We start from the raw sequence: 25,807 nt of genomic DNA, 5'->3' as shown, positions 1-25,807 counted from the left end.
GGGCTGACTCGTCTACACGGACCAATCCTCCAGCGACAAAATCGGCTCCGCCTTCAAATCCAGAGAGGAGAACTGCCTGCGGCGCCATTTCAAATCCGCTGCTGCGGCAATCATCGCCGCATTGTCCGTGCACAGCTTGTTCGGGGGAATCAGAAGCGGCAGACCCGCGTCCTCGCATAACTCCTTCAAGCGCTCCCTCAGGCCGCGATTCGCTGCGACCCCGCCGCACAGCAGCATCTGGCGCGCTCCGGTCTCCTTCGCGGCGCGGATCGCTTTGCCTGTGACCACTTCGATAACAGACTGCTGAAAGCCTTTGGCAAGCCCGGAGAAATCCGGCGTCTCGCCCTTCATTCTGGAGCGGTTAATCTCGGCCAAGACGGCCGACTTCAAGCCGCTGAAGCTGAAATCGTAGCTATCCGGCTCCAGCCACGAGCGCGGCAGCACAACCTCCTCAGTCGCCTCCTGGGCCAGCTTGTCCACATGCGGACCGCCTGGGTAAGGAAATTGCAGCGCTCTGGCTACTTTATCGTAAGCTTCGCCTACGGCATCGTCTCTTGTTCTGCCCAGAATGTTGAATTTCCCTTCCTCCTCCAGCAGCACGATTTCCGTGTGTCCGCCGGACACGACGAGCGCGATTGCCGGATACACAATATCGCCAATCAAGTGATTGGCATAGATATGACCCGCGATATGATGCGTCCCGATCAGGGGAACGTCCAGCGCCAGCGCCAGGCTTTTGGCAGCGACGACGCCGACCAGCAAGGCCCCGATGAGACCGGGACCTTGCGTGACCGCGACTGCGTTAATGTCGGACAGCTCGACGCCCGCTTCGCGCACGGCCTCCTCCAGCATCAATGTCATCGTCTCGACATGCTTGCGGGATGCGATCTCGGGCACAACCCCTCCGAATTGCCGATGCGTATCGATCTGGCTGGATATTTTGTTGGACAGCACCTCGCGACCGTTGCGAACGATGGCAACAGATGTCTCGTCGCAGCTTGTCTCGATGGCCAGCAGCAAGTAATCGGATACCGCGCCGGGCCCGGCTCCTTGAGCTGCTTGATCGTTCAGACGGCCGATTTCACTCATTTGTTTCTCCCTCCGCGGTCCCCGCCGTCTCCTCATCCCCGATATTCCGGGGATCGAGCTCAGCCCACATGATCAGCGCATCCTCCAGATTGTCCGAATAGTAGTTCGGACGCACGCCGGACGAATAGAAACCCATCTTGCGATACAAGGACTGGGCTCTGTCGTTGGACACGCGCACCTCCAGCGTCATTCGCCTCGCGCCGAGGAATTGCGCCGTTCTCATCAGCTCGCGAAGCAGCGCTTTCCCGAGGCCCTGCCCCTGGTATTTCTCCCGAACCGCGATATTCGTCACGTGCGCCTCATCCAGAATCAGCCACATTCCGCCATATCCGATAACGGTATCGTCAAGCTCCATGACCATATATTTGGCAAACAAATTATGCGTTAGCTCATTGCGGAAAGCTTCCTCCGACCAAGGCGCCGTGAAGGCTTCATGCTCGATCTCGACGACCGCAGCCACATCGCCCAGATTCATCAAGCGATAGTTCATTCCGTCACTCTCCCCGGTTTGACGCCAGCAGCTTCGCTTCCGCTTCCGCCAATTGCGTGTAGTTGGGGACGAAGGTATGGACATCGTGCGCTTCGCCTTGGCGGAACCTGAACTCGGCCAACAAGCCGACGGCTGTCGCATCCATGTCCCATGCGAATGTGCGCAGCCTTGTCCCCGATTGCTCGGCTTCCTCGATAGCCGCCTGATGGAGGGCGATGTCTCCGACGAACCAGATGGCCGACACCTGAGCATCCTCTGTTCCCTCGTCCTCGATCCTGGCGGCCCAATCCGCAATCAGACGGATGCCGTCGGCATCGATCGTCTGCCAGCCTCCGGCGTGATTCGCCGCATACCGGGACGTATAGACCTGTCCCCTTCTCGCATCCATGATCGGGACAAGCCAGACGTCCCTGTCATCCGCCAGATCTTCGTTCTCTTGACGCAGGCGGCGCCACGCCCCCAGACCGAGCGCCTCAAGACTGGATACGCCGACGAGCGGCTTATTCCATGCCCAAGCGAGCGTCTTCGCTGCGGTAACCGCGATGCGCACGCCCGTATACGAGCCCGGACCTTGTCCGACGGCAATGACGTCCAGCTCTTGTCCCGCAATCCCGTTCCGGCTCAATAGCTCCTTGATCTCCGACAGAATGCGCACCGAATGGTTGCGCTCCGCGAAGGAAACGACCGAGTCGATTAGCGCTCCGTCCTTCACAATCGCCGCCGAGAAAGCCGCCGTAGACGTATCGAAAGCGAGCACCGTCACGGAGCCGCTCTCTCCGATTAGACTTCCATCTGTTCTGATCATCCGGACTGTTCCTCCCCCTTAACCGGCTTAAGTCCGAGCGCGATACACCATGCCTCGTATTGGCTCCCGATCGGAGAACAAACCATTCGGCGGGACTCCGCACCCGTCGTCTCTAGCCGCAAATGCAAACGCTCCGAAGGAAGGATAGGCTCGATTAGGGAAGCCCACTCGACCAGCGTAACGCCATTTCCATGAAAATACTCGTCCAATCCGAGCTCGTCCGCTTCTTCCAGCGACAGCCGGTAAACATCCATATGATAAAAGGGAAGCTCCGCTCCCTCGTATTCTTTAATCAGGGTGTACGTAGGGCTGTTCACGATATCCTGCACGCCGAGCGCGGCCGCGAACGCCTTCGCAAAATGGGTTTTGCCCGCTCCCAGGTCCCCATCGACCGCAAGCACGGATCCTGGAAACGCAAGCTTGGCCATCGCTTCCGCGAAGGCGGCCGTCTCCTGCTCCGACAAGGCTTCCAGCTCGTATTGGGCCGGCGAGCCTCCGGTTTGATTCGACTTCATCTAGATTCACATGGTCCCTTCGGCAAAATGATTATATCCCTTCTTCTCGACCGGCCGACGCTTGCGCGTATCCGCCAGCTCCAGCTCTACGGCGGGCTTTCCTTGCTCTACATCGCCGATTATGAACAACGGCAAGCCTTCCTTGCGGAACGTCTCCCGCATGGCCGCTTCATGCTCCTTATCTACGGTGCCGATCAGCACGTAGTCTTCGCCGCCGAATAAAGCCAGCTCCAGCGGGCGAAGGCCTTCGCTTCGCGCATAGGAGGCCAATTCGCCGGACATCGGCAGCAGCTTTTCTTTAAGCAGCAGCTTCACTCCCGATGCCTCGGCCAGCTCCCAGGCCTCGCTGGCCAGGCCGTCGCTGATATCGTTCAGGGAAGTCGCCCAGCCCTTTTCCAGCAACAGTCTGCCGGCTCTGACCGACGGCGCGGGACGCCGATGGGCCTGTACCAATCTGGCGGGAATTGAGGCGATTCGCGATTTTTCGCCCGCTGCTTCCGTCAACGGAGAGCGCCGCATCAATCCATGCAGCCCCGCGGCCGAAAGCCCCGTCGGTCCCGTCACGAACACCGACTGCCCCGGCTTCGCTCCACTTCGGAGAATGGCCCGTCCCTGCTCGACGGTTCCGATGAGCGTCACAGACACGACCAGATCCTGCGGGGCAGAGGTCGTATCTCCTCCGACAACGGCGACGTTATATAGCCCCGCGCACTCGTACAAGCCGTCGTAAAGCCGTTTCATTCTGTCCGCGTTCCAGGACGGAGGTACGCTTGCCGATACGAGCGCAAACTTCGGCACGCCGCCCATCGCCGCAATATCGCTGACATTGGCGGCAAGCGCCTTGTAGCCGACATCGGACTCGCGCATCGTCTCGTTCAGGAAATGAACCTGCTCTACCATCGTGTCCACGGCAACCAGCCATTCCTGGCCGGAGCGGACGGACAGGACGGCCGCATCGTCTCCGATCCCTTCGACAACTCCTGCCTGTTGAAGGAAACCCGCGTTCTGGCGGCCTTCCGTCCAAGCGCGAATACGCCCGAATTCGTCCAGTGGCGGCACGGTCATTTCCCCATTTCTTCATTATTGCTCTAATTATATCGGGGTGCGCCCGAACATGCAAAGAATCCTGCAACGGCAACGGCTCAGGCGCACCGGATATCGTATGCTGCGCACCAGCCGCTCCGTCAGAGCTCAATTCCCCCTGCTGCCCCGTGGCATGCTGTTTCCTCGCTCTTCCTCCCCGACGTCCTCCTCCGCGCTTTAGTTCACTTTTGCACAACTAACGCCGCCCTCGCCTCCCCTCCACCACGCTTTAGCTCGCTTTCGCATAACTAACGCCGCCCTCGCCTCCCCTCCCCCGCACTTTAGTTCGCTTTCGCATAACTAACTCCGCTATCGCCGCCAATTCTCCGCGCTTTAGTTCGCTTTCGCATAACTAACTCCGCACTCGCCTCCCCTCCTCCGCGCTTTAGTTCGCTTTCGCATAACTAACTCCGCTATCCTCGCCCCTCCTTCGCGCTTTAGCTCACTTTCGCATAACTAACGCCGCTATCCTCGCCCCCTCCTTCGCGCTTTAGCTCACTTTCGCATAACTAACGCCGCTATCCTCGCCCCTCCTTCGCGCTTTAGCTCACTTTCGCATAACTAACGCCCCGCGTTCGCGACGGGCGGCAGCTAATGCGAAGGACCGCTTCTGAGCGGCGGAAGAGCATTTTATGAGAATAATATTATTCTAGGTTCGTATCCCTTGGCGCAGTAGCAAAAAGCATGCGATCGGCCGAAGGATGGGAGATTTTGTGGCATGTAATCGCCCTAGCATGCTGATAGACTTTGGGTTATTCCAAGCCAAAGGGAGGAATTAAGATTCATGAAGAAGTTTAATTTGAAGAAAGCTCTGATGCTAGGAACGTTGGCGCTTGCCATAGCTATTCCTGCTGGAGCTGGCGCGGCCTCTGCCGCAAGCTCCGCCGGAAATTCGATAACGCAAGATCAAGTGACGCAATTCGCCGGCCGGTACGGCATAGATCTCAACGCCTTGATTCAACAGCTGCTGCAAGGCAAATATCCCGGCAGCGGTCAAACGACTCAACCGACACAACCTACTAAACCTACTCAACCTGCACAGCCTGCTCAGCCGTCCAAGCCAAGCACGGGCAGCGGCAACACGGGCAGCAACGCCGGCTCGGGCACGAACGCCGGAACGAGTACGGAAACGGCAACATCGGCTTTCGCCTCTCAAGTGGTGACACTGGTCAATCAGGAGCGCGCAAAAGCGGGACTGAAGGCGCTGAACACATCCAACGCGACTTTGACGAAAATGGCTTTGGACAAAGCGAAGGATATGTACAACAAAGGTTACTTTGATCATAACTCGCCGACCTACGGCTCTCCGTTCGATATGATGAAGCAATACGGCATTAACTATCGCTATGCCGGAGAAAACATCGCCAAGGGTCAGCGCACCCCGCAAGAGGTAATGACGGCTTGGATGAACAGCCCCGGCCATCGCGCCAACATTCTGAGCGCCAACTTCACGACGATCGGTGTGGCTTATTACAACGGAGTGTGGGTTCAGGAATTCATCTCGTAAATTTAATGAAAACAGGCTGACACGGGTGTGTACCCCCGCTGTGCAGCCTGTTTTCTTGATTTAGGCAACCTCAAGCCGACTCCCTTCCCCGCGCCTCCAGCGTCTCCAGACGCCGACAAAAAAGGCTCCGCGGGACAGGGCGCAGAGCCGCGCCTCTCCTCGCAAAGCCTTTAATGCTTCTATGCCTTCAATACGTCGTGGTCGACGTAACGCTCTCCGTTAAGCTCGCTGATGACGTTGATGGCTACCTGGGCCCCATCGCCCGCCGTAATAATCGTATGCATGCTAACCCCGGCAATCGTGCCTGCCGCCCATACGTTCGCCAGATTCGTTCTGCCGTCAGGGCCGCAATCGATGATCGTCTTGATCCTCGGCTCCGTTCCCGGCTTCGTGCGAACGCCGCTGTGCTCCGCCACATCGGCGAACATCCCCGTGGCGATAATGACATGGCGCGCTTCGTAGGTTCCCTCTTCCGTCTCGATCGTGACAGCCCCGCCGCCCGCCGTAAGCTTCGTTGCTTTCGCCGTTACGAATTCCGTTCCGAACCCGGCCGCCTGCTTTTTGCCCAGCGCGACAAGATCGGGACCGGTAATGCCTTCGGTGCCGTAATGATTTTCAACCCAGGCCCGCTTCGTTACGCTTTGGTCGCTGTCGATGACAATCGTTTTTTTGCCGGCCTTTGCGGTAAAGATTGCAGCGCTGGACCCGGCCGGTCCCCCGCCTATAATCGCGACATCATACATGATCATCACTCCTTCGGGATAATAGGGAAACTTTACTTATTGTACCACGCCGTTAATGCGCTTTCAAAAAGTAACCCCATCCCGGAACGAAGTTGTCTACGAGGAGGGTGCTTCGGTCAGGCGCTCCACTCCGACCGTCTGCACGTCCGTCGGGCTTTGGCCCACCTGCACGGTCGCCATCCCGTTCTCGACGTCCACCTTCTCGATCCATACCGATTGTCCATTGTCCAGCTTCACCGCAATGTTATCGGACGAATCGTAGATTTCCTTGGCTCTTTGCGCGTTCAAGGGGTATCCTCCTCCATCGTTCCCGTTGTCGTTTCCGAGATTAAGCCGTTATGCAGCGTAACCTGGCCGCCTCCGAGGCCCTCGTTGATCATCCGATCGATATCCATATCGTACTGGTCCCTTCCTTCATGGATCGAATCGGTTTCCGCCATCAGGTTTTCTTCTTTATCCACTTTTCATCAGCTTCCTTTCGGTTAGAGCCTCCAGCCTTTTTCCAATATGCCCCGCGCGGTTGTTTTCCATGCGGAATGGGCACCGTAACAAACATCATTCACGCAAAGGAGCGCTGCCTCGTGCATACCGTCTGGAAAGGCGCCATCAGCTTCGGCCTCGTCCACGTCCCCGTCAAGATGTTTACCGCTACCGAGGACAAGGACATCCATCTGCGAATGATCCACAAGGAATGCGGAACCCCCATCTCCAACGTGCGAACCTGTCCACATTGCGAGAAAGAAGTGACGTGGGAGCAGATCGCGCGCGGCTATGAGCAAGAGAAAGGACGCTTTGTGCTGTTCGAACAGGAAGAGCTCGATGCCATCAAGCCGGAAAACACGCGAACGATTCAGATTCTCGACTTCGTCGATCTGACCGAGATCGACCCGCTGTATTACCAGAAGGCGTATTATTTGTCCCCGGATCAAGCCGGATCGGGAGCCTATAACCTGCTGCTCGAAGCGATGCGCCAGTCGGGCAAGATCGGAATTGCCAAGATCGCCATTCGCAGCAAAAGCAGCCTGGCCGCCATTCGCGCGGTAGACAACTGCATTTGCATGGAAACGATGCATTACCCAGACGAAATTCGCCCGCTCCAGCTTGTCCCCAATCTTCCCGAGCAAGCGAACGTCAACGACAAAGAGCTAACCATGGCAAAGATGCTGATCGAGCAGCTCTCGGCGTCTTTCAATCCAGCCAAGTATACGGACGATTACCGAATTGCTCTCCAGGAAGCGATTCAGCGCAAAATTTCCGGAGAAGGTCCGGATATCGTGACCGCGCCGGAAGCGGCACGGACGAACGTCATCGATCTTATGGCTGCGCTGCAGGCCAGCCTTGAAGCGGTTGTAAAGCCGGAAGGGACGGACGACCCAGTTGACGAAGGAGACCGGGGAAAAGCCAAGGCGCGGGGAACCAGAAGCCGCAAGAAGGAAGGCGCAGTGCCATGACCGGCGCCAATCGGATCGACCGGGCGGATATCGAATGATTTTTCCCGCAAAGCCAATCGTCCCGTTCGAGCCGGTGTCTGTCATCGAGAGCCCGCAAGGAGAGGATTGGGTTGGGCAGATCAAATGGGATGGCGTACGGATGCTCGCTTACGTGAGTGGCGGCAGCGCGCGCTTGTTTAACCGCAGACTGCACGAGCGGACACTGCAGTATCCCGAGTTCGCCGATGCTGCCGCCTACGGGTCCGCAGAATCCCTTATTCTTGACGGCGAGATGATCGCCTTCGACAAGGACATTCCTTCCTTCCGCCAAATTATGCGCCGGGACAGCCTGCGTCAGGAGGCCTCCATTGCCGCAGCCGTTTCGCGGATTCCCGCAATCTATGTGGTGTTCGACTTGCTGCTGGCGGAAGGGAATTGGGTCACCGAACGACCTTTGGCGGAAAGGCAGAGTCTGCTGAGCCGCTTCGTGCGGGAATCGGAGCGCGTGCAGCTTTGCCGCAATTTTACGGACTCGTCGGCCTTGTTCGAGCGAATGAAGCAATTGGGGATGGAAGGCATCGTCTGCAAATCTTTAAGCAGCGCCTATGGCATCGGACTGAAGGACAATCGCTGGCGCAAGCTCAAGATTACGCAAGATCTGATCGCGGCGGTCGGAGGAGTAACCTATAACGGGAATAGGGTGAACGCCTTGCTGTTGGGGGTATTCGATGAAAGCGGGGCTCTGCATTATATCGGGCATGTCGGCACAGGCAAGCTTACCCGGCAAGATTGGCTGACGCTTACGGAGCAGGCGCCTTCCCTCGTCTCCGCTCATATGACCTTCGCCGAACGTCCCGATCGTTACAAGGATGCCACATGGGTAAAGCCCCATTGGGTCGCTAAGGTGCAATTTCTCGAATGGACGCCGGGAGGCGTCATGAGACAGCCGAGCATCCAAGCGCTGCTGCCTGCCGCCGCTTTGTCGGAATGCTCCGCTAAGCAGATTGCGCGATAGTAGGCACGAGGCCGGCGAACAATCGTTCAGAGGCGCTGACGAATAACATAGGGGAGAGCATTGACACGCGTAATCGAGCCCGAGCGGCTCATTGGGGCTCAATCCATTGGCTGGACCAATTATGGATGCTATCGAACAGAGGGGCCAGTGCCCTCCCCTTATCCGTAAGCTGATATTCGATCCGAACGGGCGTCTCCGGGTATACGTCCCGGCGAACGATGCCCTCGGCCTCCAGCTCCTTCAGCCTTTCCGACAATACTTTGCCGCTCAGGTTCGACAGGGAGCTCTCGATCCGGGCGAACCGCTGCGGGCCCTGCATGAGCTGATACACAATCAGAGCCGTCCAGCGCTTGCTCAGAAACTCCATCGCCTTCTCAAAGCGGGGACACATCTGCGTTTCGTCCATGTTCTTTCTCCCTCCTGTTGTACGTCCTTCTATTATACGCCAAAATCGCGGAAACGGGGGCTGAATATGACCAAGCAACGAACGATCGTCAAGCTGGGCGAGTTTGAACTGGCGCTGTCTCATCCGGACAAGCCGATCTGGCCGGAGGCCGGAATCACGAAGCTGGCATACCTGCAGATACTGGCCGAATTGGCTCCTTATCTGCTTCCCTACACGTCCGGGCGTTATCTCACCACGATTCGTTATCCCGAGGGCATACACGGCGTGTCCTTCTATCAGAAAAACAGTCCCGAGCCGACGCCCGAATATGTCCGCACCGCTCAGGACGGCAGCATCCGGTATGTGGTGCTCGACTCTCCGCAGACGCTTCTGTGGATGGGCAGCCTGTACAGCCTGGAATTCCATGTATCGTCCAACGAGATTGCAACGCCGCTGCCGAATACGTGGATGCTGGATATCGATCCCTCCCTTGAGGAGGAGCCTCGCTTGATGGAGGCGACTGCGTATGTCGGGGAGCTGCTTCGCTCCCTCGGCTTGCACGCCGTGCCCAAAACCTCCGGCGCGACAGGCGTGCAGGTCGTCATGCCGATCGAACGCGGTCCCAGCTTCGAGGACTTGCGCGCGTTCGGGAAGTTTATCTCCGAATATCTGGCTGCGCGCCACCCCGGCCTGTTCACGGTAGAGCGCTTGAAGAAAAACCGAGGCGATCTGATCTACCTCGATTACTTGCAGCATTATACCGGCAAAACGCTTCCGGCTCCGTATTCCCCGCGCGCGCGTCCCTTTGCCCCCGTCTCGACGCCGCTGACCTGGGACGAGGTGCGCCGAGACGTCAAACCGGCGGATTATCATCTGCTCAACATCCGCCAACGCCTTAGCGAGCAGGGCGACGTGCTTGCCGCCGCGCCCCGCCAATTGTTGGCTCCTGTATTGGCCAGCCTGCCCTCCAGCCTGTAACGGGCTACAGCAGCGGCGACAAAATCCGCGCCATCGCTTCCTTGACCTTCTGTATTCGGGGCCTCTGCAAAAACTTCTGCAGGTTGATTTCCTCGCTGTCCTCCAGATCCTTGAGAAAATCCTTCTCTACCTGAGCGATGGCCGCCGGGTCGAACAAGTGAGCGTTGATCTCGAAATTGCTGAAAAAGCTGCGCAGGTCCATATTGGCCGAGCCTACAATCGCGGCCATTCGATCGAGAACGAGCGTCTTGGCATGAACGAAGCCTTTCTTGTATTGCCAGATCCGGACGCCGGAGCGCATCATCTCCTCGGCGTAGGAAAGCGTCGCCAGATGCACGAGCCACGTATCCGGCACATGTGGCAAAATAATCCGAACGTCCACTCCGCTCACCGCGGCATCATGAAGAGCCATGGCGATGCTGGCGCTCGGAATGAAATAGGGGGTCGTAATCCAGATTCGCCGCTGGGCGGCGTTCACCATCGCGAATACGGAGTCGTGTATCGCGTCCCCCCTGCGGTTCGGTCCGGCCGGAACAATCTGAACGACTTCCCCGCTCGGCACGTCGTGCTCGGGAAAGTAGGCCTTGGCGTCCGGCTTTTCGCGCGTCGCGATCTCCCAATCCTTCAGAAACACCTCCTGCAGCCAATAGACGGAATCCCCCTCCAGCATCAAGTGCGTATCCCGCCAGTAGCCGAGACGCGGATGCTTGCCGATGTATTCGTCGCCGACGTTGATTCCTCCGATAAATCCGACCTTGCCGTCCACGATAGTGATTTTGCGGTGGTTGCGGTAATTCATCCGCTTCTTCAGGAAGGAAGGCCTTAGCGGAAAAAAACAAGCGCACTCCACGCCGTGCTGCTTCAGGTTCTGAATATAGGCATTCGTCAGCTTGATGCTTCCGATCCCGTCATACAGCAGCTTAACCTGGACGCCTTCGCGCGCCTTCTCGATCAGCGCCCGTTGAAACGTTTTGCCCACGCCGTCGTCCCTTAGAATGTAGGAGGACATATGGATGTGGTGGTTCGCGCCGCGGATCGCCTTGAGCATCGCTTCGTACGTATCGATCCCGTTGTTGAAGACGACGCTGCGGTTTCTTCCCGAGAAGGGCAGCTCTCCGCGCTTAAGCAGCGTGCGAAACAGCCGAGGCCGGACAGCGAGCTCTGTCGACGGCAGCTCCGCAGCGTCCGTGACGGTGGCGCTCATCGCAAGCAGACGGGCGCGGCGGCGCTGATCGAGGCTTCCCCGGCGGCGCGCCTTCCGGCTCCGTCGATACTCCGTCGCAAGGAAGTAATACAGAATGAAGCCCACAAGGGGGAACAGAAACAAAATAAAGAGCCACGCCGTCGCATGCGCGGGCCTTCTGAATTCGAGCAGCAGAATCGTCGCCGCCTGAAAAATAAAGATAAACAGCAAAATGCACAGACCAAACGCAATCATTCGTCTTATTCCTCGCCGTCTCTTAATGATTTGCCGGAATGAAAGAAAGGTTTCAAGAATAGATTGTGCCAGATAGACTTCGAACAACCGCGAAGCCGAAAGGAGAACCGATGGCGCGAATAAGGCGGAAGACAAAGTGGTCATTCATCCTGATCCGTGACGCGGATCGCCGGGTGAAGCAGTATCGGTTGTCGGGCAGAACGGTCGCTCTCCTGCCCGTTGCCGCGGCATTGACGGTCGCCGGGGCGTTCGCGGCTACGGAGCTGCAGGCGCTGCAACGAATTCACGAGCTGGAGGGCCTGCTGGCCGGAGAAACAGCGAACAGCAAGAGCTCGCTGGCCGATCGCAACGCGGTCATTGAATCGCTGCGGCTTGAGGTTCGCCAGTTGAATGAGCAAACCGGGCATCTGCAGGACCGAATGAGCGAATTGGCCGAGCTGGAGGCCAAGCTTCGCCAGTTCATCGGCGAGTACGGCGATCCGTCTGCCTCGCCTCAAGGAGCAGCCGGCGCGGCCCGCTTCGCGGACCCGGCCTTCGATTCCTTCGAAGCTCCGCCAGTCGACAGGCTATCGGCCGCCGCCGTGGAGACGACCATCGCGGATTTCTCCGAATTGTCGCAAATGCTGGGCGAGCTGGCCGTCTCCATGGAGGCCAATCTGCGCAAGGCCGAGCTGCGCCGCGCCGAGCTGAACGCCATGCCTTCCGGCTGGCCGACTGTATCCAGGCGACTGACTTCGGGCTTCGGCTACCGCAGCGATCCGTTCACCCGCAAATCCACGTTCCATGCGGGGGTTGATATCACCGGCGATGTCGGCGATCCGATATTCGCTGCCGGAGACGGCCGGGTGAAGGAAGCCGGATTCAACCTTACACGTGGTAATTATATCATCATTACCCATCGAAACGGTTTGGAATCATGGTACATGCATTTAAGCAAGATTGAGGTGGAGCAAGCGCAGGCAATCAACCGGGGAGCGCGGATCGGGGAGATGGGCAACAGCGGACGCAGCACCGGTCCGCATTTGCATTTTCAGATTGTTGCCAGCGAGAAGCCGATTAATCCGCTTCCTTATCTGCAGCAAATCAAGGAGGATTGAATGCGATGTTGACAAGGAAAAGTGCGCGAAGCTCCGACGTTACGGACACGTTAATCGGCGCCGGGTCGGAATTCAGCGGAACGTTGAGGTCGGAGACGGATATTCGAATCGAAGGGTCTTATCAGGGAGACATCGAGAGCAAGGGGATGGTCGTCATCGGGGAACGCGGCTTGGCGAAGTCGAACGTGAATGCCCGGGAGGTCACGATCGCAGGAAAGGTGTACGGGGATGTACATACGTCCGGCAAGCTGACGATCACCGCAACGGGGCAATTGCACGGCCACGCCCATACGGCCATGCTGCTCGTGCAGGAGGGCGGGATGCTGAACGGCAGCTGCGCGATGGAAAGAGGTGAAGCGAAGACGGCAAGCGCAGCCGTTGCCGGGAGCGGCTCCGGCGCAGGCGGCCACGCGGGCCAGACCGACAAGAAGGCGAAGCAGGCGGGGTAAGGCCGCCTGCTTCGCTTCGGCTACAGGTCGATAATCGCCCCGTACATCTCTACGTTTTTGATAATTTTGTGCCACTTGACCAGTTCCTTGTACCAGCCCAGCGTAATGGACTGCTCCATCCGGCTGATCTTCCCGTTTTCCAGGGCATTGTAGATTTCCCTCGCCCCGTCGGCGGCCGTCCATCTCGCTTCCCAATTGAGCAGGCGGCCGATCTTATCGAAGCTCACCCGATAGGAGCGATGATCGGAGTCTCCGTACCATTCGATGGCCACGTCCCCGGGCAGCGCCGAAGCGATCTCTTCGGCCAGCTGTCCGACCTGATAATTGTTGCGATTCGAGCCCACGTTCAGAATCTGGCCGTTTACCATCGCGCTGTCCGCCTCCAGCAGCAGGCACATGACGTCCGTCGTATCCTGAACGTGCACCATCGGCCGCCACTGCTTGCCGTCCCGCATCAACGGAATGACGCCATCCCGATAAGCGCCCAGCGTCATCCCGTTGATGGCTAGATCGAACCTCATTCGCGGCGAGAAGCCGTACACCGTCGCCTGCCTCATGACGACGACGGTGAACCGGCCGTCCGCGAGCGGCAGCACGCCCTGCTCCGCCTTCTCGTTCGCCTTCGCATACGTCGTCAGCGGGTTGGCGGCCGAGTCCTCGTCGACGATCTCGTCCGGTCCGATGAATCCGTAAATGCTGCATGACGAAGGCAGGATGTATCTGGATACGCCGAGTCTCTTGGCGATTGCCGCCGTATTCACGCGGGAGACGTGGTTGATCTGATACGTCGCTTCCGAGAACGATTCGCCGCCTGGATCGTTGGAGATCGCCACCAGGTCGATCACGGCGTCCACTCCGGCGAAATACTCTTCCTTTATTCTTCTTGTATCGTCTTTGATGAGGGTCAGGCGGGAATGCTCCCCGAGATGCTCTTCGCCGAAAAAGTAGCGATCCAACGCTTTCACGCGGTAGCCCTTGGCCAGCAGCTTGGGCACGAGGACGCTGCCGATATAGCCGCCGGCGCCCGTCACCAATACCGTTCTCATGTTCCTACGCTCCTCTTGTATATTTTCACGTTGCTCCGGTCCGGCCTGACCGCAGCGGGGGCTTGCTGTCTTGCGATCTCGTCCGCCACGTATTCGGCGAACGGCAGCGAGCAGGTAAAGGCCGGCGAGACCGCGTTCAGCACGTGCATGGAACGGCTGTCGCCCTCCAATACGAAGTCCTGAACAAGCTCCAGCGTTTCCTTGTTCAGCAGCTGCGCGCGAATGCCGGGACGAAGGAAGCTCCCGAAGCCTCCGGCGTCCAGCTCTTTCACCATGCGCAGAGACAACCCGATAAAGTTTTTCTTGCTGATCTTCCTGAGCTCCGCGAACGCCAAGCTTCTAAAGTGAAAAGCGTTTTTCCACAGCAGCTTGGCCTCGTAGTAGACGATCTGAACGAATTCGCCCAGCTTGAAGCGCTGCAGTCCGGCGTAATTTTCCCGCCACAGCGCGGGGATCGCCGTCGGTCCGATCTTGACGCTGTCATCGACCGTCTTCGTAAAATGCACGCCGAGGAAGGGATTGCCCAGATTCGGCACGGGATACACGTTCGTTCGCACGTCGGTTTTGTTCTTCGCGTATTTCAAGTAGATGCCCTTGAACGGAATAATCGTATATTTCTTTCCGAAGCCGTAGCGATGGGCGATCTTATCCGCGTACAAGCCTGCGGCGTTCACCAGATACCCGTATTCGATGATGCCCCGATTCGTCGTCGCGCGGTTGTCCTGATGCTTCAGATAGACGGTATTAAAGCGGAATTCCACGTTGTTATGGGAATTTTCCCATTTCAGCTGCTGGCACACCTCGACGGGATCGACGGACGAAGTGCTCGGCGAATAGAGCGCCTTGCGGAACGTGCTCACATTGGGGTCGACGCTTCTGACCTGCTCCTCGTCCATCCAGACAAGCTCGACTCCGTTCGCGTCGCCCCTGCGCTTCAGCTCCTCAAGTCCCTCCAGCTCCGCCTCGTTCGCGGCGACGATCAGCTTGCCGCATCTGTTGATTTTCAAGCCGTTCTCTTCGCAGTAGCGGGTCATCGCCCGGTTCCCGTCCCGGGTGAATCTCGCCTTGAGACTGTCGGCCGAATAATAGAAGCCCGCATGAAGCACGCCGCTGTTCCTTCCGCTGGCATGCATCGCGATTTGCGTCTCCTTCTCAATGACGCAGATCGAGGCGCTCGGCTCTCTGCGTCTAAGCTCTCTGGCTATCGTAAGTCCCATGATTCCTGCCCCGATAATCAAATAATCGACCTTTTTGTACCTCGAACCTTTCTCTCCTCCGGATTTCATGTCGCCGCTCTCCTCCTCGTCTTCTTGGCATAGCGGAAAGACAATCCGTTCATGGCGCTTCCCGAGACGGCTGCTGCATACGACAGCAGGAATACCGCAGGCGCAAGCAGCAGGCTCCAGAGCAGCGTGTCCGCCGCCTCCTCCATCCGCAGCGACTCCAGAGTCAGACGGGCGGCGTTCAGGAACAGCAGATGAACCAGATAGATGCCGACCGACCGCCTGCCCATCCGGGACAACACCGAATGCCGGCCCCAATCCGGGAAGCGCATAAGCATCAGGAACAGGCCGCCGCAGCCGATCGCCGTCGCGAACGAATAATCCCCCGATACGGTCAGCCAGGTCCTCTCCGCATATTGAGTCAGCGCGCTTCCCGCGATCAACCAGAGGAAACGGCTTCGCGGCCAAGCGAACGCAGTCGCTACGATCTCCCGATAGCGGAACAAGGCAAAGCCCGAGGTCGTATAGAAGAGTCCGAAGAAGAGGGCGTCTCTTGCCATAAAATCTCGCGGGAACCCTCCCAGGTACGACTCCCCGATGATCCCGACGACATGCAGGACAGCGCTGACCGCGAGCAAGCGCTTGATCCAGCCTCTTCGATGACAATGATAGATGACCGCGATGCAGGCGACCAGCGAGGTCAGAAACCACAAGTGATAGCCGCTGGAATACAAGCCGTAATACAGCAGCCCGACAGGAATTTTAACCAGATCCGAAAGTCCCATCGCCTGAAAATCCGCCAGCGCCTGCCTGTAGGTATGATAGCCGCTGATCTGCAGCGTCGCCGCGTCGTAGAGCAGGTAGAGCGCCTGCCAGATGAAATAGAGCTTGAGCAGCTTGCTTGCGTATTTTCGATAATAGGCCTTCGGACTATCCGAGAGGAGGATTTTGCCCGCGAAGAGATAGCCCGAGGTCAGGAAAAAAAACGGAACCGCAAAGCGCGAGATCGCGTCCAGGAAAAGACCGAGCGTATGCCAGCCTCCCTCCAGCCTCATGAACGGCTCCGCATGAATGACAACGATGCCGAAAATGGCCACGACGCGCCACAGGTCAATGGCCGCGTTCCGCTCAGGCATAAGCGCTTCCCACCTCTGCGCCGCGATTCGCGAGCCGGAGCAAGTGCTGTCCGTAGTCGTTCTTCCGCATCGGCTCGGCCAGCTTCAGCAGCTGCTCGCGCGTAATGTACCCGCAGCCGAAGGCGATCTCCTCCGGACAAGCGACCTTCATTCCGCGGCGCTTCTCGATCGTCTCGACGAAACGCGAAGCCTCGTGCAACGCTTCGTGCGTCCCCGAGTCGAGCCAGGTAAAGCCCCGACCGAGCATTTCAGCCCGCAGGCCGCCGCGATTCAGATAGGCCAGATTAACGTCGGTGATCTCATACTCTCCCCGTGCCGAGGGCTGAAGCCCTTTGGCGATATCGACAACCTGATTGTCATAGATATAGAGCCCTGTAACCGCATAGCTCGATTTCGGGGCGATCGGCTTCTCCTCGATCGATCGGGCCTGTCCCGCCGCGTCGAATTCGACGACGCCGAACCGTTCAGGGTCCGCCACGCGATAGCCGAAAACCGTCGCGCCTCCGTTGCGCTTAATGGCTCGCTGCAGCGTAGGCGCCAGCCTTTGCCCATAGAAAATGTTATCGCCGAGAATAAGCGCGACCCCTTCCCGGCCAATGAATTCCTCCGCAAGAAGGAAGGCCTGGGCGATGCCTTCCGGCTTGGGCTGCACCGCATAGCTGAACGATACGCCCCAGTCCGAGCCGTCTCCGAGCAGTTGCTCGAATCGGCCGTAGTCCTCGGGCGCGACGATGATCATCATCTCGCGGATGCCCGCCGCCATCAGAACGGATATCGGGTAATAGATCATTGGCTTATTGTAGACCGGCAGCAGCTGCTTGGACACCGTTCTCGTTAACGGATACAGACGCGTCCCGCTTCCGCCTGCCATCACGATTCCTTTCATGCCTATCTCCCCCGTCGTAACATGATAAAACTCTGTTATCCGTTCGCCATCAGGCTTTTCATCTTGCTCAGGAAGGCGATCGCGGGCCGGGGCAATAGTTTGCGGGTGACGGCTTTCATCCCGGCTGCAAGGCTCCGCTCCGGACGGTATGCGCTCCATGCCGTCATCGCCAGGTAGGCAAAATAGACCCTCTTGTATGGATGATCGTTCCCGTAATGCCACGGCTTGGACGAGCCCGTATAGTGAAGAATGCAGGGCGGCGCGGGAAGCCCGCGTTCCTCCGGCTTCACCATATTGGTCTGCATGTTCCAGCGAGCGGGCAGCTCCAGCCAATCCCGGTACAGAACGGCGTTCAGCCCGTCCTGATCGTGGAATTGCATTTTGTCGGGAGCGCGGACGACCGCCTCGATAACCTGACGGGACAAGGAGCGGCTTTGCCATTTGCGCAAGTTGAACAGAAGCACGCCGGCATTGAAATAGCCCGCTTCCGCGGATATGCCCAGATCGGCGAGCCGTTCCCGACCTCCCGGATCTGAGACGGCCGCAAGCGCGTAATCGCCGAGCTCCATGTCCCACAACGGCCGAATATCGCAATTGACAACCACGTCGCAATCCAGATAAATGACCTTCTCGAGCGCCAAGGAGGCGACAATCTCCGGAACTGCCAGCTTGAAGTAGGTTGCCTCGTTCAAATGACGGCTGATCGGCAGCCCTTCGAACAGGCTCCGGTCGAGCGGCACGAGGCGCAGCTCCGTTCTCGTTCCGTCCAGCGTGCGGCGAAGCTGCGCCTGCTGATGCTCGGGCAAGCCGTCATGGGCAACGTGAAAGACCGCGTTCGTACGGGCGGACAGGTGAATCGCCAGCGATTTAAGAGCGACGCCGAGATGCTGTACATAATGCGTATCGGAGGTTGCGACGATATGAATCGTTTCTTGCTTAGTCATGAATTGCGCTCCTCTTCGTTCCAATTATTCGCCTGCAGCCGCATAAGCCCCGGACATCACCCCGCCGCGGAGCCTTGCAGCAGCATCTTGACCCGGGCTTTCACGCGCAGCGCGAAAACCTTCAAATCTACCGTCTCGACCTTGGCGTCGATCAACGTTCGGCTGCCTGCGGATGACAGCGTATGCAGGCCCTCCCCGTAGGGGCTCTCTGGCAACGGAGCAAGCCGATGAACGGTTTCCTCCGCGAATTCGGTCGTCGACAGCGCCAGAATGCGGTTGATCATGACGGCTCCGCCGTAGGTCGCCGAGCAGTCCTGCGCAGGCCGGAACAATTGCCCGTCCCGCTGGAAGGGGGTTCCGGCCGGGCGGGCCGAGCGGATATCCATCTTGACGGGGTTAAGCGGATGCGGGAGCCACGGCCCCGTCAGCTCCTCCGCATACCAGATATGCAAATGGGAGTTCGGCCCCTCGCTCTCGTCCGTGCAGAACAGCCACCATCTGCCGTCATGCCGGAACACCGTTGCGTCGACCGCGCGAAAGTCGCGAATGAGCACGCCGATCTTCTCCCACCTTCCCGGAAACTCGACCGCCTTGTACAGCGACACCTCCGAGGCTTGGTGGGTTTCCGGGATGCAGAATATTTCGTCCCGCTCGCGAAGGAGATAGGGATAGGACATATGCACGGGCAGCTCTATTGCCGGCCTTGCCTCCCCTCCCTCCTCCTCCTCGGACAGCAGCGCTTTAATCACGCCCTTGTTCGTCCCGTAATCGTATTCCTCCACCAGCACGTGCAGCTTGCCGTCGATCTGCATGCCGAACGGATCGGCAATATAACGGCGCCGGCGGGGAAACCAGCGGATCTCGGACGGATCGGCTGGCTCCGCGTCCAGGAAACGATCGATCGGACGATCCACGACGCCGACGTTCCAATGCTCCGCCACGAACCAGCGCGCGAAAAAATTGCGGGCCTTCCGAGCGGCCGTCTTCCAGATCAGCTGCGCGGTTCCCTTGGCCGTAGGCCCGGAGATCAACGCCGCCAGGTCCGCGCCGACCATTCTCGGCGGCTTCGGCCGCTTCAAGCTGCCGGGAAGGCGGCCGGCGGCAATGTCGCGGCACACCAGCGCGGGCCAGCTCGCGCTGAAGCGATGGATCGCATCGATATTCCTGGCGTAGGAATGAGCGGCGGCAGGCAAAGCTCCTTCCCGCAGCGCGAATTCCGTTCCCGGCTCTTCTCCCCGGCGAACGAGCGCGACCGCGCTCGTCGTTGCGCCGTCCAGCAGATTGCGGTAGGAATAGCCTGCCGCGTCCCGGAATAGATCGTCGCCGTAACGAAATTCCCATACGCCGTACTTCGCGGCGCGCAGCAGGCCCGGGTTCAGCTCTCCCTTATGGAACGACAGGATCGCATCCAGCCCGTAGCGCTTCAGCTTGCCCAGCTCCTGCGCGCCGTCCTCATGGAGCATCAGGATCGGCGCAGGCGGCAAAGCCTCCTCCGCCGCGGCCAGCGAACTGGAGGCGCGGGTCAGCCAGCGCCGCAGCGCGCGCCAGGCGAACGAGCCCCCGTGCCGATCAGGGGCGCTCTTCTTCATCATTAGAAGCGGAACGACCGCCCGATTGGAGTCGAGCAGAAGGCGAACGCACTCAGCCTCCCACCGCTTCCATGCCGGGCCGTCGAGCAGTATCGCCACTCTGAGCATGAAGCTCCCCCCTCTTCTTATCCTTCGTTCCCAGCTTTCGCGCACGCTCGGCCAAGCGTTGCCGCAGGTGCGTCGCCCCGCTCAGCCGGACAAGCGTTCTCGCGATATAATAAAGCGCCAGCAGCGCCTTCTTGGGGCTGCGGTTAAGCACGTCGATGTCATAGTTTCTGCGCACGGTATCGGTCCAGTAGAACTTGTACGGCTGCGTGCCGTCCTCGAAGTCGAATTCCTCCATGCCGCATTGCGCGTAATGCTCGATCATGCTTCGGGCGAGCATCACGCCGATGCCGCGCTTGGCATACTCCGCCGAATAATTGATGAACTTGCCGTACACCTTCTTGCCCATATGGAAGCAGAGACCGATCGCCTCGATCCTGCCGTCGATTTCTAGATAAGAGAAGCCGAGCCGACCCTCCCGATTCATCCGCAGCATAACCGCTTCATAGAATCGGGTAAATTCCGGACTGCGGAACTTGCTGTCGGCCCACTTGAGCTTATTCAGCTCCACGGCCCTTCTCCATAGCGCGTTTTCGAAGGGCTGGTCCAGTTGCAGGTTCACCTCGTGTTCCTTCCGCAGCTTTCTTTCCTTGCGCTGAATTTCCCTATGCTCCTTCTTGTTGATCTTCTCTGGATAATGCAGCGAATAATTCAGATAGGGGGTCAGATCCCCCTCCTCCTCGAACAGCTTGAAGCGATCTCCGACCAGCCGCCGCAGCAAATACGTCGCATTGTTCTTGGAGCTCAAGTTCCGCAGAGCGAGCCTGTCCCAACGAGAGCCGAAGCGCTCGAGAGCATCGACAAAACCGTTCAACAGAGTTCTTTCGTTGTAGGCGCGATGGAGGCAGAAGCCGCAATACGTGGCAAGCCCCTGCGTAATCGGGCGAAGCGTTCTAATGCGAAGCCAGCCTATCTTCTTCGTCGTGATCCGCAGCGGGAAAATGGCGACGCAGACATCCGACTCGTACAGAACGACGATAAACAGACGAATCGCGGAGCCGTCCATCGCATTCAGACAGTCGTTCGCCCACTCCCAGGTATCGTAAGGATCGGGGCTTTCCATCTCCTGGACCAGTCCGGTCCAGAGCGGACGCAAAGAGTCAAACGCCTCTCTGTCCGTCACGATCTCGCAGCGCATCATCCCGCTCGCTCCTTTGTCTTTTTCCTTCTGGCATTTCGCACGTACAGCTTCATCAGCCAACGAGCCGCGCCCGGCCGATACGCGTAAATATGATGATTGGTGCCGGCCTTGTCCGCCCAGTAGAATTTGTAGGACTCGTCGCCGCGCAGGAAATCGAATTCCTCCGCCCCGAGCTCGTCATAGTGCTTCATCAGGTGCATAAGCAAAATAAGACCCGGTCCTCTGTCCGCGAATTCAGGATTGAGGGCGGGCGTATAATAGTAGATTTTGCGGGCGTTGCGAAAGCCCATATGCGCCGCGGCGAGGCGGCCTTCGATCTCAAGGAACGAAAACTCCAGGCGATCGCTCGCGTCAAGCGCGGTAAGCAGCTCCCGCCAGAACGCCAGCAGCGGGGCATCCCGGAATACGCTCGTCTCCCCCCATCTTCCGAGATGAAGCTCGACCATCTTCAGCCATGTGGCCTCATCGAACGGCTGGCTCACCCGAATGCGGCAGTCGCATTCCCGGACAAGCTTTCTCTCCTTGCGCTCGATCGCGCCGATACGGGACTTGTTCGTCTTGCCGCTGGACAGTTGCCGATAGTCGACGTAGGGCGTCATATCGCCCAGCTCTACGTCGATATCGAGCTTGCGGGCAAGCTTATCGCGGACAAGCATCGTGACCGGGTCTCTGGAATTAAAGTTGCGCAGCTCGATGTAGTCCCAATCCCGGCTGCCCGCAATCATCTCGTCCACCAGCAGATCGATCAATTGTCCGTAATGATAGCCGCGATGAAGATAGAACCTGCAATAGTCGCGGTATACGGAATCGATCGGCTCCAGCACTCGGGCTTTAACGAAGGGGAGCTTTCTGAATTTGCGCTCCTGCAGCCGCATCGGGGCAATTCCGACGCACAGATCCCCGTCGTAGACGACCACGACGAAGAGGCGATCGGACTCGTCGCAGAGATGCTTCAAATAAAGACTGCTCCACTCCCAGCAATCGAAAATTTCGGGCTGCTCCATCTGCTCGATCAGCAGCCGCCAGTCCTGCTCCAATCGCTGAAATTCGGATGCGCTTGTGATTACCTTCGACCTCAGCATGATTTCCCTCCGATTCTTATGACGCGTCTCCGGCTCTCAAGCTCCTGATTTGCCTGACATACCCTCGCAAGCGAATCCGCGGCTCCGCCCAGACGACTAAGACGAGAAGCGGAGCCAGCAGCAAGAAAGCCCACGGGATCGGTACGGTCGGAAAGAATAGCGCAGGCGCGCATACGGAGGCGTAGATCAAGGCTGTCCGGTAGCGAAGACGATACTGCTTGCGGAGCGGAAGGTGAATCGCGTAGTACGTAGCCAACGTGACGATCTCCGCGATTGCGTAGCCGTACAGTCCGACAATCGGCAGAAGCGCGCACGCGACCGCGACGAAGAGAACGACGTGCAGCGCATTGAATTTAACGACGCTCCAGTTGTCCCCGCGAACGTACAGCACGTTCACATGCATGCTGAACAGGCAGCTGATCAAGAACGAGACGGCGATGTAAGGATACAGATGAAGCACGGTGGTCCAATCGTCCCCGAAGAGCAGCGGCACAAGCCACTGGGAAACGACCGAAAACCCGATCAGAAACGGCACGACCGAAAAAATCTGCAGCGGCATCAGCTCGTTCAGCGTGTTCTGAACCGCTTCCTTACTCTGGGAAATTTTAGAGAACGCCGCAAACGAAATGCGCTGAATTGCGCCGTTCACAAGACTGAGCGCTTCGATGACCCGAACGGCGAGAGCAATGCACGCCACGCCTTCGGGCCCGACGAAGCGGCCGACCAGGAGCGGATTCACCAGTGCCCGCAACGAGATGATCCGCTTGGACAACGAATGGCTTATTCCGTACGCGAGCATCTTCTTGAACGTAAGCCGACACCAGGACAACGATGGCCGATAGCCGGTAAATCGATATCCGAGCGCAAGCGCGGTCAACGCCTGAACGAGATTGCCGATAATCGGAGCCCAGAGGCCGAATTGCCAGTAGGCCAGCGCGATGGCCGCGCCGTAATAGGCGACCTGGGTATACATCTCCACGAACGCAATGCCCCGAAAGTCCAGCTTTCTCTCCAGTATAGCCAGGGCGGGCACGAGAAAGGCCGTCGCGGGCAAGCCCAGCAGCGCCAGCAGAAACGGCCATCGAAAGCTCTCGTCATGGAGCCATTCCGCCAGCAGCGAGGACGCGCACGCGCCGAGGGCAACCGCGATTGCGGCCGACACCAGAATGGCGGTAAAAACCAGATCGTACAGCCGTTTGTCCGCCCGTTCTTCCCTGACAAGATAGGCGTTCATCCCGTTCGCGCACAGCTCGGTCAGGAAGAGAATAAGCCCGTTAAGCGTAGCGTACATACCATAATTACGGATGCCGATCAGATGCATGAGCAGCAGCATGCCTCCGAAAGAAATCGCAAATCCCGCCATCCGGCGTGCGACCAGGTACGCGCCGCCCTTCATCACTTGCCCGCGCAGGCTAGCTGCCATTGTCGGTCACCACGCTTCCCCGCATTCTAATGCTTCCGGCACAGAGCCAGGTAATCGTTCGCAACCCGATCGAACGACACCCTCTCCTGCAATCTCTCCATCACGCCGCCACCCGCATTCTCCGCCGCAGCTTTCTCAAGCACCTCCTGAATACGGTCCGCCCAGCGGTCGGAGGAGAATTCCAGCACATGGTGGTTCTGACTGTAAGGAGCCAGCTTCCGCGCCGCAGGAATGTCGGAGCAGATCGTCGTCAGCTTGGCATGCATCGCTTCCAGCAAAGCGAGCGGCGACGCCTCGTAGAGCGAAGGGAACAAAAACACGTCCGCGATCTGCAGCAGGCGGCCCACGTCGTCCCGGCTTCCGAGCAGCGTCACTTCCTCCTCCAGACGCGCTTCGCGCAGTCTGGAACGGATCAGCTCCGTATAGAGACTGTCCTGCCAATTGCCGACGAGCAGCATTCTGAAACGAAATCTTCTGCGCTTAAGACGATCGGCCACCTCCACAAGAAAGTGCTGGTTCTTGATCGGGTCGAACCGAGCTACATGAATCAGCACCGGCAACTCGGGCTTGAGGTTCAACGCCTTGCGCAGCGCTTTCTTCTCGTCCTCGCCCAGCTTGGCATAGCCGCTCGTATCAATGCCGTTCTCTATGACGACAAGCTTGTCCTTTGCCCTGGCGAATTTGCTCTTATAGGTCGACGCGACATGCTCGGCTACGCTGACAACGCGGTCAACACCGTATAGGCTGAGCCTCTCCAGCAGCTGATCCTTCCTGCTTGGCCAATCGTCCCCGCCGCTGTGAAGCGTTGTGATCGTATACGTTCTGCGGTAGCACAGATTGCGCAAGCCGGCATAGACGTTCGGGGTGCAGCCATGCGCATGGACGATATCGGGACGGAAACGGGCGATCTCCCGATTCAGCAGCCGCAGCGTTCTCCAGGCGTCTCCGAAGCCGCTTCGCTTGTTAAGCTCGACGATCCGCACCCCCAAAGCGCGAAGCTCTTCCAGCATCCGCATGCGCCCGTGCTCGTCGGATGAACGGAACAGGGTGACCAGGGAGCAATCGATCTGTTTCTTGCGATAATGCTTGATCAGCTCGAAGGCTACCTTCTCGGAGCCCGCGAATTGCAGAGACTGAATCAGAAACGTTATTCTCACGAGGCTTCGAACTCCTTCTCCTGTTCCAGTCCGTATCCGTTCGGATTATTCGTCTGCCATCTCCAGGCGTCGGAGCACATTTCCTCCACGCCTCTTGTCGCCGTCCAGCCAAGCTCCCGCTCCGCCTTGGAGGGGTCTGCGTAGCAGACGGCCACATCCCCGGGCCGTCGTCCGACGATCCGATAGCTGATCGTGCGGCCCGACGCCCGCTCGAAGCAACGCACCATCTCCAGCACGCTGACTCCTTTGCCTGTGCCGAGGTTGTAGGCCTCGACTCCCCGCGACGAGGAGATTTTTTCCAGGGCCTTCACATGTCCCGCCGCCAGGTCCATGACGTGAATAAAGTCGCGGACGCCCGTTCCGTCCCGAGTCGGATAATTGTCTCCGAAAATCTGCAATTCTCTTAATCTGCCGTGAGCGACTTGAGAGATGTAGGGTAACAGATTACCGGGAATACCACTAGGGTCTTCGCCGATCAAGCCGCTCGAATGGGCGCCGACAGGGTTGAAGTACCTCAGCAGAGCGATGCTCCATTCCCCGTCCGAGCTGTGAAGATCTCTAAGAAGCTCCTCCGCGATCAGCTTTGTCCGCCCATAAGGATTGGTCGCCTGCAAGGGAAAACCCTCCGCTGCCGGAGGGTTGGACAGAATGCCGTATACGGTTGCGGAAGAGCTGAACACCAGTCTCTTCACCTGGTAATGCTGCATCGTCTCCAGCAGCGCAAGCGTGCCGGATACGTTATTGCTATAATACGGAAGCGGCATCGACACCGATTCGCCAACCGCCTTCAACCCCGCCAGATGGATGACCGCTTCGATCTCGTGCTCTGCAAAGATCGCGCTCAGCTTTCTCCGATCCAGAATGTCGCCTTCGTAGCTGGCCAAGTCCTTTCCGGCAATCCGCCGAACCCGGCGAAGTGCCTCCTTGCTGCCGTTGCTGAAGTTATCGATGACGACGACCTCGTACCCCGAGTTCAGCAGCGCTACGCAAGTATGGGAGCCGATAAAGCCCGCCCCGCCGGTAACCAGTACCGCCATATGGATTCTCCTTC

At 58.5% G+C, this 25,807-nt stretch carries 27 protein-coding genes; 6 read left to right on the top strand and 21 right to left on the bottom strand.

What is annotated here, in order from left to right:
• Positions 1 to 12: 12 nt before the first annotated feature.
• From tsaD to thiL, 5 genes are read right to left on the bottom strand one after another with little or no spacing between them, the layout of a single operon-like run.
• Positions 13 to 1,089 carry a tRNA (adenosine(37)-N6)-threonylcarbamoyltransferase complex transferase subunit TsaD gene (gene tsaD, locus ACFO1S_RS03095; RefSeq protein WP_204600706.1) on the bottom strand — a complete coding sequence of 359 codons (1,077 nt, stop codon included), beginning with the start codon at positions 1,087 to 1,089 and terminating at the stop codon, positions 13 to 15.
• Entirely contained in the window at positions 1,082 to 1,579 is a 498-nt protein-coding gene (gene rimI, locus ACFO1S_RS03090; RefSeq protein ID WP_378126215.1) for a ribosomal protein S18-alanine N-acetyltransferase, read from the bottom strand. Before rimI ends, tsaD begins: the two co-directional genes overlap by 8 nt.
• Before the next feature lie 4 nt (positions 1,580 to 1,583).
• A complete protein-coding gene (gene tsaB / locus ACFO1S_RS03085) occupies positions 1,584 to 2,384 on the bottom strand; it encodes a tRNA (adenosine(37)-N6)-threonylcarbamoyltransferase complex dimerization subunit type 1 TsaB (protein ID WP_204600708.1) in 801 nt (266 codons plus the stop codon).
• A complete protein-coding gene (tsaE, locus tag ACFO1S_RS03080) occupies positions 2,381 to 2,899 on the bottom strand; it encodes a tRNA (adenosine(37)-N6)-threonylcarbamoyltransferase complex ATPase subunit type 1 TsaE (protein WP_204600709.1) in 519 nt (172 codons plus the stop codon). Before tsaE ends, tsaB begins: the two co-directional genes overlap by 4 nt.
• Before the next feature lie 6 nt (positions 2,900 to 2,905).
• A complete protein-coding gene (thiL, locus tag ACFO1S_RS03075) occupies positions 2,906 to 3,964 on the bottom strand; it encodes a thiamine-phosphate kinase (RefSeq protein ID WP_204600710.1) in 1,059 nt (352 codons plus the stop codon).
• Positions 3,965 to 4,766: 802 nt separating this feature from the next.
• Here thiL and ACFO1S_RS03070 point away from each other — a divergent pair.
• The gene (locus ACFO1S_RS03070; protein WP_204600711.1) at positions 4,767 to 5,489 is read left to right on the top strand and encodes a CAP domain-containing protein; all 723 of its coding nucleotides are present in this window, start codon (positions 4,767 to 4,769) and stop codon (positions 5,487 to 5,489) included.
• Between the two features lie 179 nt (positions 5,490 to 5,668).
• Here the strand turns inward: ACFO1S_RS03070 and ACFO1S_RS03065 are convergent, their stop codons facing one another.
• The 3 genes from ACFO1S_RS03065 to ACFO1S_RS03055 all read right to left on the bottom strand — a co-directional run bounded on the left by ACFO1S_RS03065 (position 5,669) and on the right by ACFO1S_RS03055 (position 6,693).
• A complete protein-coding gene (locus ACFO1S_RS03065; RefSeq protein ID WP_204600712.1) occupies positions 5,669 to 6,232 on the bottom strand; it encodes an NAD(P)/FAD-dependent oxidoreductase in 564 nt (187 codons plus the stop codon).
• A gap of 96 nt (positions 6,233 to 6,328) precedes the next feature.
• Entirely contained in the window at positions 6,329 to 6,520 is a 192-nt protein-coding gene (locus ACFO1S_RS03060; protein WP_204600713.1) for an H-type small acid-soluble spore protein, read from the bottom strand.
• Positions 6,517 to 6,693, bottom strand: a complete 177-nt coding sequence (locus ACFO1S_RS03055; RefSeq protein WP_204601074.1) for a hypothetical protein — start codon at positions 6,691 to 6,693, stop codon at positions 6,517 to 6,519. The genes ACFO1S_RS03060 and ACFO1S_RS03055 overlap by 4 nt, the downstream gene beginning before the upstream one ends.
• Before the next feature lie 120 nt (positions 6,694 to 6,813).
• Here ACFO1S_RS03055 and ku point away from each other — a divergent pair, with 120 nt between their 5' ends.
• Both ku and ACFO1S_RS03045 read left to right on the top strand, forming a co-directional pair.
• Positions 6,814 to 7,683, top strand: a complete 870-nt coding sequence (ku, locus tag ACFO1S_RS03050) for a non-homologous end joining protein Ku (protein ID WP_204600714.1) — start codon at positions 6,814 to 6,816, stop codon at positions 7,681 to 7,683.
• 34 nt (positions 7,684 to 7,717) lie between these two features.
• A complete protein-coding gene (locus ACFO1S_RS03045) occupies positions 7,718 to 8,677 on the top strand; it encodes an ATP-dependent DNA ligase (protein WP_204600715.1) in 960 nt (319 codons plus the stop codon).
• A gap of 88 nt (positions 8,678 to 8,765) precedes the next feature.
• On the opposite strand, the gene ACFO1S_RS03040 is transcribed toward ACFO1S_RS03045, so the two are convergent.
• The gene (locus ACFO1S_RS03040) at positions 8,766 to 9,083 is read right to left on the bottom strand and encodes a winged helix-turn-helix transcriptional regulator (protein WP_204600716.1); all 318 of its coding nucleotides are present in this window, start codon (positions 9,081 to 9,083) and stop codon (positions 8,766 to 8,768) included.
• Between the two features lie 60 nt (positions 9,084 to 9,143).
• Between ACFO1S_RS03040 and ligD the strand changes: the two genes are divergently transcribed.
• Positions 9,144 to 10,040 (top strand): non-homologous end-joining DNA ligase, encoded by an 897-nt coding sequence (gene ligD / locus ACFO1S_RS03035; RefSeq protein ID WP_378126288.1) that lies wholly within the window; start codon positions 9,144 to 9,146, stop codon positions 10,038 to 10,040.
• Between the two features lie 4 nt (positions 10,041 to 10,044).
• Here ligD and cls read toward each other — a convergent pair whose 3' ends face one another.
• A complete protein-coding gene (gene cls, locus ACFO1S_RS03030) occupies positions 10,045 to 11,478 on the bottom strand; it encodes a cardiolipin synthase (RefSeq protein ID WP_204600718.1) in 1,434 nt (477 codons plus the stop codon).
• Between the two features lie 110 nt (positions 11,479 to 11,588).
• On the opposite strand from cls, the gene ACFO1S_RS03025 reads away from it, so the two are divergent.
• Together ACFO1S_RS03025 and ACFO1S_RS03020 are read left to right on the top strand one after the other, a co-directional pair.
• Positions 11,589 to 12,575, top strand: a complete 987-nt coding sequence (locus tag ACFO1S_RS03025; protein WP_204600719.1) for a M23 family metallopeptidase — start codon at positions 11,589 to 11,591, stop codon at positions 12,573 to 12,575.
• 5 nt (positions 12,576 to 12,580) lie between these two features.
• Entirely contained in the window at positions 12,581 to 13,024 is a 444-nt protein-coding gene (locus ACFO1S_RS03020) for a bactofilin family protein (protein ID WP_204600720.1), read from the top strand.
• Between the two features lie 20 nt (positions 13,025 to 13,044).
• On the opposite strand, the gene ACFO1S_RS03015 is transcribed toward ACFO1S_RS03020, so the two are convergent.
• The 11 genes from ACFO1S_RS03015 to galE are packed head-to-tail and all read right to left on the bottom strand — an operon-like array spanning position 13,045 to position 25,793.
• Positions 13,045 to 14,070: an NAD-dependent epimerase/dehydratase family protein gene (locus ACFO1S_RS03015; protein ID WP_204600721.1), complete on the bottom strand. Its 1,026-nt coding sequence runs from the start codon at positions 14,068 to 14,070 to the stop codon at positions 13,045 to 13,047.
• A complete protein-coding gene (lhgO, locus tag ACFO1S_RS03010; RefSeq protein WP_204600722.1) occupies positions 14,067 to 15,356 on the bottom strand; it encodes an L-2-hydroxyglutarate oxidase in 1,290 nt (429 codons plus the stop codon). The genes ACFO1S_RS03015 and lhgO overlap by 4 nt, the downstream gene beginning before the upstream one ends.
• Complete coding sequence (locus ACFO1S_RS03005) at positions 15,353 to 16,429, bottom strand: acyltransferase (RefSeq protein WP_204600723.1); 1,077 nt, start codon at positions 16,427 to 16,429, stop codon at positions 15,353 to 15,355. The genes lhgO and ACFO1S_RS03005 overlap by 4 nt, the downstream gene beginning before the upstream one ends.
• The gene (gene rfbA, locus ACFO1S_RS03000) at positions 16,422 to 17,315 is read right to left on the bottom strand and encodes a glucose-1-phosphate thymidylyltransferase RfbA (RefSeq protein WP_204600724.1); all 894 of its coding nucleotides are present in this window, start codon (positions 17,313 to 17,315) and stop codon (positions 16,422 to 16,424) included. Before rfbA ends, ACFO1S_RS03005 begins: the two co-directional genes overlap by 8 nt.
• A gap of 35 nt (positions 17,316 to 17,350) precedes the next feature.
• Entirely contained in the window at positions 17,351 to 18,259 is a 909-nt protein-coding gene (locus ACFO1S_RS02995) for a glycosyltransferase family 8 protein (RefSeq protein ID WP_204600725.1), read from the bottom strand.
• 56 nt (positions 18,260 to 18,315) lie between these two features.
• Complete coding sequence (locus ACFO1S_RS02990) at positions 18,316 to 19,956, bottom strand: glucosamine inositolphosphorylceramide transferase family protein (RefSeq protein ID WP_204600726.1); 1,641 nt, start codon at positions 19,954 to 19,956, stop codon at positions 18,316 to 18,318.
• Positions 19,901 to 21,094, bottom strand: coding sequence for a GNAT family N-acetyltransferase (locus ACFO1S_RS02985; protein ID WP_204600727.1), 1,194 nt, complete (start codon positions 21,092 to 21,094; stop codon positions 19,901 to 19,903). The genes ACFO1S_RS02990 and ACFO1S_RS02985 overlap by 56 nt, the downstream gene beginning before the upstream one ends.
• Positions 21,091 to 22,176 carry a GNAT family N-acetyltransferase gene (locus ACFO1S_RS02980; protein WP_204600728.1) on the bottom strand — a complete coding sequence of 362 codons (1,086 nt, stop codon included), beginning with the start codon at positions 22,174 to 22,176 and terminating at the stop codon, positions 21,091 to 21,093. The genes ACFO1S_RS02985 and ACFO1S_RS02980 overlap by 4 nt, the downstream gene beginning before the upstream one ends.
• 16 nt (positions 22,177 to 22,192) lie before the next feature.
• Positions 22,193 to 23,599: an oligosaccharide flippase family protein gene (locus ACFO1S_RS02975; protein ID WP_204600729.1), complete on the bottom strand. Its 1,407-nt coding sequence runs from the start codon at positions 23,597 to 23,599 to the stop codon at positions 22,193 to 22,195.
• Between the two features lie 26 nt (positions 23,600 to 23,625).
• On the bottom strand, positions 23,626 to 24,756 hold the full coding sequence (locus tag ACFO1S_RS02970) for a glycosyltransferase family 4 protein (RefSeq protein ID WP_204600730.1): 1,131 nt from the start codon (positions 24,754 to 24,756) through the stop codon (positions 23,626 to 23,628).
• Complete coding sequence (gene galE / locus ACFO1S_RS02965; protein WP_204600731.1) at positions 24,753 to 25,793, bottom strand: UDP-glucose 4-epimerase GalE; 1,041 nt, start codon at positions 25,791 to 25,793, stop codon at positions 24,753 to 24,755. The genes ACFO1S_RS02970 and galE overlap by 4 nt, the downstream gene beginning before the upstream one ends.
• Positions 25,794 to 25,807 lie beyond the last annotated feature (14 nt).

This window comes from Cohnella boryungensis, from assembly GCF_042651945.1.
Lineage (GTDB): Bacteria > Bacillota > Bacilli > Paenibacillales > Paenibacillaceae > Cohnella > Cohnella boryungensis.
Note: the sequence above shows the minus strand (reverse complement) of the source record. Positions and strands in the feature narration are given on the sequence as shown.